General features: G+C 42.6%; 7 protein-coding genes, 2 tRNA genes and 1 rRNA gene. All 10 read left to right on the forward strand.

Annotated features, from left to right (window positions below; genetic code table 11):
• The 10 genes from dnaA to NSQ17_RS00050 all read left to right on the forward strand — a co-directional run bounded on the left by dnaA (window position 1) and on the right by NSQ17_RS00050 (window position 11,323).
• Window positions 1–1,341: a chromosomal replication initiator protein DnaA gene (gene dnaA / locus NSQ17_RS00005; protein ID WP_008347594.1), complete on the forward strand. Its 1,341-nt coding sequence runs from the start codon at window positions 1–3 to the stop codon at window positions 1,339–1,341.
• 196 nt (window positions 1,342–1,537) lie between these two features.
• Window positions 1,538–2,674, forward strand: a complete 1,137-nt coding sequence (gene dnaN / locus NSQ17_RS00010) for a DNA polymerase III subunit beta (protein WP_008347596.1) — start codon at window positions 1,538–1,540, stop codon at window positions 2,672–2,674.
• Between the two features lie 150 nt (window positions 2,675–2,824).
• A complete protein-coding gene (yaaA, locus tag NSQ17_RS00015; RefSeq protein ID WP_008347598.1) occupies window positions 2,825–3,040 on the forward strand; it encodes a S4 domain-containing protein YaaA in 216 nt (71 codons plus the stop codon).
• A 16-nt stretch (window positions 3,041–3,056) separates the two neighbouring features.
• Entirely contained in the window at window positions 3,057–4,169 is a 1,113-nt protein-coding gene (recF, locus tag NSQ17_RS00020) for a DNA replication/repair protein RecF (protein ID WP_007497487.1), read from the forward strand.
• A 17-nt stretch (window positions 4,170–4,186) separates the two neighbouring features.
• Window positions 4,187–4,432 (forward strand): extracellular matrix/biofilm biosynthesis regulator RemA family protein, encoded by a 246-nt coding sequence (locus tag NSQ17_RS00025; protein ID WP_024718423.1) that lies wholly within the window; start codon window positions 4,187–4,189, stop codon window positions 4,430–4,432.
• Window positions 4,433–4,489: 57 nt separating this feature from the next.
• Window positions 4,490–6,406 carry a DNA topoisomerase (ATP-hydrolyzing) subunit B gene (gyrB, locus tag NSQ17_RS00030; RefSeq protein WP_024718422.1) on the forward strand — a complete coding sequence of 639 codons (1,917 nt, stop codon included), beginning with the start codon at window positions 4,490–4,492 and terminating at the stop codon, window positions 6,404–6,406.
• A 234-nt stretch (window positions 6,407–6,640) separates the two neighbouring features.
• Window positions 6,641–9,145: a DNA gyrase subunit A gene (gene gyrA / locus NSQ17_RS00035; protein ID WP_039169042.1), complete on the forward strand. Its 2,505-nt coding sequence runs from the start codon at window positions 6,641–6,643 to the stop codon at window positions 9,143–9,145.
• A 366-nt stretch (window positions 9,146–9,511) separates the two neighbouring features.
• Window positions 9,512–11,060, forward strand: a 16S ribosomal RNA gene (locus tag NSQ17_RS00040).
• Between the two features lie 96 nt (window positions 11,061–11,156).
• A tRNA-Ile gene (locus NSQ17_RS00045) sits at window positions 11,157–11,233 on the forward strand.
• A gap of 14 nt (window positions 11,234–11,247) precedes the next feature.
• Window positions 11,248–11,323: transfer RNA gene (locus NSQ17_RS00050), tRNA-Ala, on the forward strand.
• Window positions 11,324–11,353: the final 30 nt, after the last annotated feature.

The following is an 11,353-nucleotide window of genomic DNA, read 5'->3' on the forward strand; positions in this document are numbered from 1 at the left end:
ATGGAAAATATTTTGGATCTGTGGAATAAAGCACTTCAAAAAATAGAGACAAAATTGAGCAAACCTAGTTTTGAAACATGGATGAAGTCCACTAAAGCCCATTCTCTTCAAGGAGATACGCTGACTATTACTGCACCTAATGAATTTGCGAGGGACTGGCTCGAGTCAAGATACCTTCACTTAATTGCAGATACCATCTATGAACTGACAGGCGAAGAGCTCAGCATCAAATTTATCATTCCTCAAAATCAGGACGAAGAGGAAGCCATGCCAAAATCTCCAATCAAAAAAATGTCGAAAGAAGAACCCGTTGAAATTCCACAAAATATGCTGAATCCAAAATATACATTTGATACTTTTGTTATTGGTTCAGGCAACCGTTTTGCTCATGCAGCTTCACTTGCAGTCGCAGAAGCACCAGCAAAAGCATATAACCCGCTTTTTATTTATGGGGGCGTTGGTTTAGGAAAGACTCACTTAATGCATGCGATCGGTCATTACGTCATCGACCATAATCCATCAGCCAAAGTGGTCTATCTATCATCTGAAAAATTTACAAATGAATTTATCAACTCAATCCGGGACAACAAAGCAGTCGATTTCCGTAATCGCTATCGGAATGTAGATGTGCTTTTGATAGATGATATTCAATTTTTAGCAGGAAAAGAACAAACACAAGAAGAGTTTTTCCATACATTCAATACACTTCACGAAGAAAGTAAGCAAATCGTCATTTCTAGTGACCGGCCGCCAAAGGAAATTCCGACACTTGAAGACAGATTACGCTCTCGATTCGAATGGGGCTTAATTACAGACATTACCCCGCCAGATCTAGAAACGCGTATTGCGATCTTACGTAAAAAAGCAAAAGCAGAAGGTTTAGACATTCCGAATGAAGTCATGCTTTATATTGCCAATCAAATAGACAGCAATATCCGGGAACTGGAAGGTGCTTTGATTCGTGTTGTTGCTTACTCTTCTTTAATCAATAAAGACATCAATGCTGATCTAGCAGCTGAAGCCCTAAAGGACATCATTCCTTCATCAAAACCTAAGGTGATTACAATTAAAGATATTCAAAGAATTGTAGGGCAGCAATTTAATATTCGATTAGAAGATTTCAAAGCGAAGAAACGTACGAAATCAGTTGCTTATCCAAGACAAATTGCGATGTATCTCTCTAGAGAAATGACCGATTCCTCTCTACCTAAAATCGGAGAAGAATTTGGTGGACGAGATCATACGACCGTCATTCATGCTCATGAGAAAATTTCAAAATTAATCGTTGAAGATGAACAGCTTCAGCAGCATGTCAAAGAGATCAAAGAACAACTAAAATAATCAAGCTGATAAGATAAGTACGGGAAAATGTGAATAACTAGAGCATAGTCATACACAGTCTGTCCACATGTGGATAGGCTGTCTTTCCTTTCTTTCTACTGACTTATCCACATATTCACAAGCCCTACTAGTACTTCTACGATTTTTATTAAATAAATATATATACATGTCATTAAGAAAAATTAGGAGGACCACTATGAAATTCACGATTCAAAAAGATCGTCTTGTTGAAAGTGTCCAAGATGTATTAAAGGCCGTATCCTCTAGAACAACGATTCCTATTTTGACAGGGATTAAAATTGTTGCATCTGATGAAGGGGTTTCTCTCACAGGGAGCGATTCTGATATCTCAATCGAATCTTTTATTCCTCAAAGAGATGGAGATTTAGAAGTCATTACAATTGATCGACCAGGAAGTATTGTGCTGCAAGCCCGCTTCTTTAGCGAAATCGTTAAGAAACTGCCTATGTCTACAGTCGAAATTGAGGTAGAACAAAATCATCTGACCATCATCCGCTCTGGTTCAGCAGAATTTAATTTAAACGGCTTAGATGCTGAAGAATATCCGCATCTGCCACAAATTGAAGAGCATCATGCTTTTCAAATTCCAACAGATTTGCTTAAAAACCTTATCCGTCAAACGGTTTTCGCAGTGTCCACCTCAGAAACACGACCTATCTTGACAGGTGTAAACTGGAAGGTTGAAAAAGGTGAATTAATATGCACAGCAACGGATAGCCATCGTCTTGCTTTAAGAAAAGCGAAGTTGGATATTAACGAGGAAAGCTCGTACAATGTTGTCATTCCAGGAAAGAGTTTAACAGAGCTAAGTAAAATTCTTGATGATGGACAAGATCTTGTGAGCATCGTCATTACGGAGACACAGGTTCTCTTTAAAGCACAGAACGTGCTATTCTTCTCAAGATTGCTGGATGGTAATTACCCAGATACAGCTCGCCTCATTCCGCAAGAAAGTAAAACGGATGTAGTGGTGAATACGAAAGAATTCCTTCAAGCGATTGATCGCGCGTCACTTTTAGCAAGAGAAGGGCGTAACAACGTTGTGAAGCTTTCTGCTGATCCTGCGCAAAGCCTTGAAATCTCTTCTAATTCGCCTGAAATCGGTAAAGTAGTTGAAACGGTGCAAGCAGATGACATTAAAGGGGAGGATCTCAAAATCTCTTTCAGCCCGAAATATATGCTTGATGCTTTAAAAGTATTAGAGGGAACAGAGATTCATGTCAGTTTCACTGGCGCAATGAGACCATTCCTATTACGCACGCCAAATGATGATTCCATTTTGCAATTGATTCTTCCAGTTAGAACGTATTAATTTGGTCTAAAATGGCTGCTGTGTGAGCGCACAGCAGCTTTTTTCCTCGTTTCCTCAGCTTTCTTTCATCTCAGTTCGCTTTCCCCCTTTCCTTCTTGTCTTGTTTTTTAGTACAATTAGATATTAGTGATATTGAAAGAGGTCGATACAATGCCTAATCTGATAACGATTGAAACAGAAATGATTACATTAGGGCAGTTTTTGAAATTAGCCGAAGTCATTCAATCTGGTGGAATGGCGAAGTGGTTTTTAAGTGAACATGAGGTGTTCATCAATCAAGAGCCAGATAATAGACGGGGACGCAAATTATACCCAGGTGATGTTGTCGAGATAGAAGGTCACGGCACATTTCAAGTTGTGAATTAGAAACGGGTGACAATACATGTACATTCAAAGTCTGGCGTTAACTTCATACCGAAACTATGAACACACCGAGCTTCAATTCGACAATAAGGTGAATGTGATGATTGGTGAGAACGCCCAAGGTAAAACGAACCTGATGGAAGCGATCTATGTATTGTCGATGGCAAAGTCTCATCGTACGTCAAATGATAAAGAACTTATCCGATGGGACGAAGACTATGCTAAAATAGAAGGTAGAGTCATCAAAAAAAATGGTCCACTCCCCATGCAGCTCGTGATCTCAAAAAAAGGAAAAAAGGGCAAGGTCAATCACATTGAACAACAGAAACTCAGTCATTATGTTGGTGCCTTGAACACCATCATGTTTGCACCAGAGGACTTAAGTCTTGTAAAGGGCAGCCCGCAAATCCGCCGAAGATTCCTCGACATGGAGATTGGACAAGTGTCTGCTGTCTACTTGCATGATTTATCGCTCTATCAAAAAATCCTCACTCAGCGAAATCATTACTTGAAACAATTGCAAACAAGAAAGCAAACGGATCAAGCGATGCTGGAGATTTTAACAGAGCAGTTGATTGATGCGGCAGCGAAGGTTGTCAAAAGACGACTGACTTTTACGAAACAGCTCGAAAAATGGGCGCAGCCGCTGCATTTTGGGATTTCAAGAGAGCTGGAAACGCTCACGCTCCAATACCAGACGGCCATAGAGGTATCAGAAGCGTCAGACTTGTCGAAAATAAAAAATAGCTATGAAGAATCGTTTCAGAAACTAAGAGACAGAGAAATAGACCGAGGGGTGACGCTATGGGGGCCTCACAGAGATGATCTTCTTTTCTTTGTGAATGGTCGGGATGTTCAGACATATGGCTCTCAAGGGCAGCAAAGAACAACAGCTCTTTCACTAAAGCTGGCAGAAATTGATCTGATTCATGAAGAAATCGGTGAATATCCAATTCTTCTGCTCGATGATGTTTTATCTGAACTTGATGATTACAGACAGTCTCATTTGCTCCATACCATTCAGGGACGTGTACAGACCTTCGTCACCACAACAAGTGTTGAAGGCATCGATCACGCCACCTTGAAAGAAGCGGAAATTTTCAGAGTAGCCAGTGGAAAAGTAATTGACTGATAAATGAGGTGTGGGTCTTGTATATTCATTTAGGTGATGATTGTGTTGTTTCTACACGAGAGATTGTCGCAATTGTTGATTACAAAATGAGGTCATCTTCTGTTGTAGAGGAATTTCTTCAAAAACAAGAAGAACAAATCATTTCGTTGTCACAAGGGACACCCAAATCCATCGTCGTCACAACTAAATCCGTGTATTACTCTCCTCTTTCCTCAAGCACGCTCAAAAAACGTGCTTCATTTGTGATTGAAATTGAAGTCTAAAAGCTCAATTCATATAAATATATCGTTTAAGAAAAGTGTAGGTGAATGTACGTGGCAATGGAACAGCAACATAATAGTTATGATGAAAATCAGATACAGGTGCTCGAAGGACTAGAAGCGGTTAGAAAACGTCCAGGAATGTACATTGGGTCAACCAGTGCAAAAGGACTTCACCATCTTGTATGGGAAATTGTCGACAACAGTATTGATGAGGCTTTAGCTGGTTATTGTACAGACATTACAGTGCAAATTGAAAAAGATAATAGCATCACAGTGAAAGATAACGGCCGCGGAATTCCTGTTGGGATTCATGAGAAAATGGGACGTCCTGCTGTAGAAGTGATTATGACTGTTCTTCACGCTGGTGGTAAATTTGACGGCAGCGGTTATAAAGTATCTGGCGGTCTGCATGGTGTAGGGGCATCTGTTGTTAATGCGTTATCTACGACCTTAGACGTGACCGTATACCGTGATGGGAAAATTCATTATCAACAATTCAAACGCGGTGTTCCAGTTGGAGATTTAGAGATCATTGGTGAAACAGATGTAACAGGGACAACCACTCATTTTGTGCCAGATCCAGAAATTTTCACTGAAACCATTGAATTTGATTACGACACACTTGCTAACCGTGTACGTGAGTTAGCTTTCTTAACAAAAGGCGTCAACATCATCATTGAAGACTTACGTGAAGGCAAAGAGCGAAGAAACGAATACTGCTATGAAGGCGGTATTAAGAGCTATGTAGAACATTTGAATCGCTCGAAGGAAGTCGTTCATGAAGAACCTGTTTACATCGAGGGTGAAAAAGACGGAATCACCGTTGAAGTTGCACTGCAATACAACGATTCCTATACAAGCAATATTTATTCTTTCGCCAACAACATCAACACATATGAAGGCGGAACACACGAAGCTGGCTTTAAAACAGGTCTGACGCGTGTGATCAATGATTATGCTCGTAAAAATGGCGTATTCAAAGATGGTGACTCGAATTTGAGCGGTGAAGATGTACGAGAAGGCTTAACAGCCATTATCTCTATCAAACATCCAGACCCTCAATTCGAAGGACAAACGAAGACAAAGCTCGGTAACTCAGAAGCAAGAACCATTACCGACTCCCTCTTCTCCGAAGCACTTGAGAAATTCCTCCTAGAGAACCCTGATGCTGCAAAGAAAATTGTGGAGAAAGGTGTGATGGCAGCTCGTGCAAGAATGGCTGCCAAAAAGGCACGTGAGCTGACAAGACGTAAAAGTGCACTGGAAGTCTCTAGCTTGCCTGGGAAACTGGCAGACTGTTCTTCTAAAGATCCTTCCATCTCTGAGCTTTATATCGTAGAGGGAGATTCTGCGGGCGGATCTGCTAAGCAAGGTCGTGATCGACATTTCCAAGCGATCTTACCGTTAAGAGGGAAGATCCTAAACGTTGAAAAGGCACGACTAGATAAAATTTTATCTAACAACGAGGTTCGTTCAATGATTACAGCGCTAGGGACTGGAATCGGAGAAGACTTCACTTTAGAGAAAGCACGTTATCACAAAATTGTGATCATGACTGATGCTGATGTTGATGGAGCGCATATTCGGACGCTACTCCTAACATTCTTCTATCGCTACATGCGTGAAATCATTGAAAACGGTTATGTGTATATTGCACAGCCACCTTTATATAAAGTGCAGCAAGGAAAGCGTGTTGAATACGTGTATAACGATAAACAGCTAGATGAACTGTTAAAAACACTGCCTCAAACACCGAAACCTGGACTTCAGCGTTATAAAGGTCTTGGAGAGATGAATGCTACTCAGCTTTGGGAAACAACAATGGATCCTGATGCGAGAACACTTCTTCAAGTGACACTTGAGGATGCAATCGATGCTGATGAGACTTTTGAAATGCTAATGGGAGATAAAGTAGAGCCGAGACGTAACTTTATCGAAGAAAATGCACAATACGTAAAAAATCTTGATATTTAGATAGGTATCCCCCCTTGAGAGCAACCTTATTTCTTGTTTGGAATAAGGTTGTTTTTCAAGAAACAGGGGCGTGAAACGAATGTCCTGGTTTTCTGCGTTTCGTTGATTTTCTAGTAAATAAATGTGTATAAAGGCAAGATTATTGATATAATGGAGAATAGTCTTGTGAAGATAAATACATATTTTACTCCCACATAATTTATTTCATGTGATACGTAAAGGGAGGTTCTTATAGTGAGTGAACAACATACACCAAATGTACGCGAAGTGAATATTAGCCATGAAATGCGTACGTCCTTTTTAGATTATGCAATGAGTGTTATTGTTTCGCGTGCATTACCAGATGTGCGAGACGGATTGAAGCCCGTGCATCGAAGAATTTTGTATGCGATGAATGACCTAGGTATGACAAGTGATAAACCATTTAAGAAATCTGCACGTATCGTTGGGGAAGTTATCGGTAAGTACCACCCTCACGGTGATAGCGCTGTATATGAAGCGATGGTTCGGATGGCGCAAGATTTCAACTATCGTAATATGCTGGTTGAAGGGCACGGGAACTTTGGGTCTGTCGATGGAGACGGTGCAGCAGCCATGCGTTATACCGAGGCACGTCTTTCTAAAATTTCGATGGAGATCCTGCGTGATATCACAAAGGACACCATTGATTATCAAGATAACTACGATGGCAGTGAAAGAGAGCCAGTCGTTATGCCTGCTAGGTTCCCGAACTTATTAGTGAACGGGGCAACTGGAATCGCTGTAGGGATGGCAACGAATATCCCGCCTCACCAACTAGGTGAAGTGATTGATGGGGTATTGGCAATTAGTCAAAATCCTGATATGACGACACAGGAACTAATGGACATCATTCCAGGTCCAGACTTCCCAACTGCGGGACAAATCATTGGCCGAAGCGGTATTCGTAAAGCGTATGAAACAGGACGCGGCTCTATTACATTACGTGCAAAGTCAAATATCGAAGAAACATCTAGTGGTAAGCAGCGCATTATCATCAACGAGATTCCTTACCAGGTTAATAAAGCTCGTTTGATCGAAAAAATCGCTGATCTTGTCCGTGATAAAAAGATTGATGGCATTACAGATCTTCGTGATGAATCTGACCGTAATGGAATGAGAATTGTCATTGAACTACGAAGAGACGCAAACGTCCATGTTCTATTAAACAATCTTTATAAACAAACGACACTTCAAACGTCCTTCGGTATTAACTTGCTTGCACTTGTTGATGGACAGCCGAAAGTGTTGTCTCTCAAACAATGTCTTGAATATTACCTTGAGCATCAGAAAGTGATCATTCGTCGAAGAACGGCGTATGAATTGCGTAAAGCGGAAGCAAGAGCTCATATTTTAGAAGGCTTAAGAATTGCGCTTGATCACTTAGATGAGGTCATTGCCTTAATTAGAGGCTCTCAAACTGCTGAAATTGCAAGAAATGGTTTGATGGAAAACTATAGCTTGTCTGAAAAACAAGCACAGGCCATTCTCGATATGCGACTCCAGCGTTTGACTGGTTTAGAAAGAGAGAAAATAGAAGATGAATACAAAGGGCTTGTTGAATTGATTGCTGAATTGAAAGCCATTCTAGCAGACAATGAGAAAGTTCTAGAAATCATTAGAGAAGAATTAACAGAAATCAAAGAACGCTTCAATGATACGCGCCGCACAGAAATTGTGACAGCGGGTATAGAAACAATCGAAGACGAAGATTTGATTCCTGTTGAAAATATTGTGATCACACTGACTCATAATGGTTATATTAAGCGCCTGCCTGCATCAACATACCGCAGTCAAAAAAGAGGCGGTAAAGGTGTACAAGGAATGGGAACCAACGAAGATGATTTCGTTGAACAGCTGATCTCAACATCTACGCACGATACGATTCTCTTCTTCTCTAATAAAGGGAAGGTCTATCGAGCGAAGGGCTATGAGATCCCTGAATTCGGACGAACAGCGAAAGGGATTCCGATTATTAACCTTCTTGAAGTAGAAAAGGGAGAGTGGATAAACGCCATTATTCCAGTCAGCGAATTTGATGAAGATTCGTATCTCTTCTTTACAACAAGACACGGTGTATCGAAACGAACGTCATTGTCTCAATTTGCAAACATCCGTAACAACGGTTTGATTGCACTCAGCCTGCGTGATGAAGATGAATTGATGGCTGTTCGTTTAACCAATGGTGAAAAACAAATCATCATCGGAACGAAAAAAGGAATGCTCATTCGTTTCGACGAGACAGATGTTCGTGAAATGGGACGTACAGCAGCTGGAGTTAAAGGGATCACACTTTCTGAGGATGACATCGTCGTTGGAATGGAAATCCTTGAGCCAGATGCAAATGTATTGATCGTAACTGAAAAAGGTTATGGTAAATTAACGCCTGAAAAAGAATATCGTGTCCAAAGCCGTGGTGGTAAAGGTCTGAAAACGTGCAAGATCACTGACAACAACGGTCCGCTTGTTGCAGTGAAGGCGACTAACGCTGAAGCTGAAGAAGACTTGATGATTATTACAGGTAGTGGTGTCATCATCCGTATGGCTGTTTCAGATATCTCCACAACAGGCCGAGTCACTCAAGGTGTCCGTCTGATCCGTCTAGGTGATGATGAACATGTCGCTACAGTGGCATTAGTAGAACAATCACCAGAAGACGATGAAGAGAATAGTGAAGAAAACGTAGAAAATGTAGAGTCAGATCAAGAGCAATCTGAGTAAAGATAAAGCCGGTTTTTCACCGGCTTTATTTTTTTTTGAAAAAACATGATTTTTTTTGAAGTTTATAATGCTTTTTTCATAGATATGTGTTAATCTTTCAAAGGAGCAAAAAGAGGCTCTATTTTTTATCTCTTTCATAACAAAAACTTCTTAAAAAAATAAAATGTTTTTCAAGAAAAATGTTGACTATTGATAGAGATATATGATATATTTAAGTGGTCGCTTTGAGAGAGTGACAAACAAGTTCTTTGAAAACTAAACAAGACAAAACGTACCTGTTAATTCGAGTTTTTATAAAAAAATCCTATGATACATCATAGGTAGTCAGTCAAACGCTGACGAAAAACAAAACTTCGGTTTTGTACTTTTTCGGAGAGTTTGATCCTGGCTCAGGACGAACGCTGGCGGCGTGCCTAATACATGCAAGTCGAGCGGACAGAAGGGAGCTTGCTCCCGGATGTTAGCGGCGGACGGGTGAGTAACACGTGGGTAACCTGCCTGTAAGACTGGGATAACTCCGGGAAACCGGAGCTAATACCGGATAGTTCCTTGAACCGCATGGTTCAAGGATGAAAGACGGTTTCGGCTGTCACTTACAGATGGACCCGCGGCGCATTAGCTAGTTGGTGAGGTAACGGCTCACCAAGGCGACGATGCGTAGCCGACCTGAGAGGGTGATCGGCCACACTGGGACTGAGACACGGCCCAGACTCCTACGGGAGGCAGCAGTAGGGAATCTTCCGCAATGGACGAAAGTCTGACGGAGCAACGCCGCGTGAGTGATGAAGGTTTTCGGATCGTAAAGCTCTGTTGTTAGGGAAGAACAAGTGCAAGAGTAACTGCTTGCACCTTGACGGTACCTAACCAGAAAGCCACGGCTAACTACGTGCCAGCAGCCGCGGTAATACGTAGGTGGCAAGCGTTGTCCGGAATTATTGGGCGTAAAGGGCTCGCAGGCGGTTTCTTAAGTCTGATGTGAAAGCCCCCGGCTCAACCGGGGAGGGTCATTGGAAACTGGGAAACTTGAGTGCAGAAGAGGAGAGTGGAATTCCACGTGTAGCGGTGAAATGCGTAGAGATGTGGAGGAACACCAGTGGCGAAGGCGACTCTCTGGTCTGTAACTGACGCTGAGGAGCGAAAGCGTGGGGAGCGAACAGGATTAGATACCCTGGTAGTCCACGCCGTAAACGATGAGTGCTAAGTGTTAGGGGGTTTCCGCCCCTTAGTGCTGCAGCTAACGCATTAAGCACTCCGCCTGGGGAGTACGGTCGCAAGACTGAAACTCAAAGGAATTGACGGGGGCCCGCACAAGCGGTGGAGCATGTGGTTTAATTCGAAGCAACGCGAAGAACCTTACCAGGTCTTGACATCCTCTGACAACCCTAGAGATAGGGCTTTCCCTTCGGGGACAGAGTGACAGGTGGTGCATGGTTGTCGTCAGCTCGTGTCGTGAGATGTTGGGTTAAGTCCCGCAACGAGCGCAACCCTTGATCTTAGTTGCCAGCATTCAGTTGGGCACTCTAAGGTGACTGCCGGTGACAAACCGGAGGAAGGTGGGGATGACGTCAAATCATCATGCCCCTTATGACCTGGGCTACACACGTGCTACAATGGACAGAACAAAGGGCTGCGAGACCGCAAGGTTTAGCCAATCCCACAAATCTGTTCTCAGTTCGGATCGCAGTCTGCAACTCGACTGCGTGAAGCTGGAATCGCTAGTAATCGCGGATCAGCATGCCGCGGTGAATACGTTCCCGGGCCTTGTACACACCGCCCGTCACACCACGAGAGTTTGCAACACCCGAAGTCGGTGAGGTAACCTTTATGGAGCCAGCCGCCGAAGGTGGGGCAGATGATTGGGGTGAAGTCGTAACAAGGTAGCCGTATCGGAAGGTGCGGCTGGATCACCTCCTTTCTAAGGATATATGGAGCAGCGTACGTTTTTCGTCTTGTTTAGTTTTGAAGGAACTTGCAAAAGATCCTACAACATCATATCTTCGATATGAAAGATGGGCCTGTAGCTCAGCTGGTTAGAGCGCACGCCTGATAAGCGTGAGGTCGGTGGTTCGAGTCCACTCAGGCCCACCATCTTCTATTAAATCGGGGCCTTAGCTCAGCTGGGAGAGCGCCTGCCTTGCACGCAGGAGGTCAGCGGTTCGATCCCGCTAGGCTCCACCAACGTGTTCTTTGAAAACTAGATAACAATAA

Origin of the sequence: Bacillus sp. FSL W8-0629, from assembly GCF_038593225.1 — a bacterium.
In the GTDB taxonomy this organism is placed as follows: domain Bacteria; phylum Bacillota; class Bacilli; order Bacillales; family Bacillaceae; genus Bacillus; species Bacillus altitudinis.

Coding starts and splice junctions, on each gene's coding strand:
- dnaA (WP_008347594.1), top strand. CDS start 1: ATGGAAAATATTTTGGATCTGTGGAATAAAGCACTTCAAAAAATAGAG.
- dnaN (WP_008347596.1), top strand. CDS start 1,538: ATGAAATTCACGATTCAAAAAGATCGTCTTGTTGAAAGTGTCCAAGAT.
- yaaA (WP_008347598.1), top strand. CDS start 2,825: ATGCCTAATCTGATAACGATTGAAACAGAAATGATTACATTAGGGCAG.
- recF (WP_007497487.1), top strand. CDS start 3,057: ATGTACATTCAAAGTCTGGCGTTAACTTCATACCGAAACTATGAACAC.
- gyrB (WP_024718422.1), top strand. CDS start 4,490: ATGGAACAGCAACATAATAGTTATGATGAAAATCAGATACAGGTGCTC.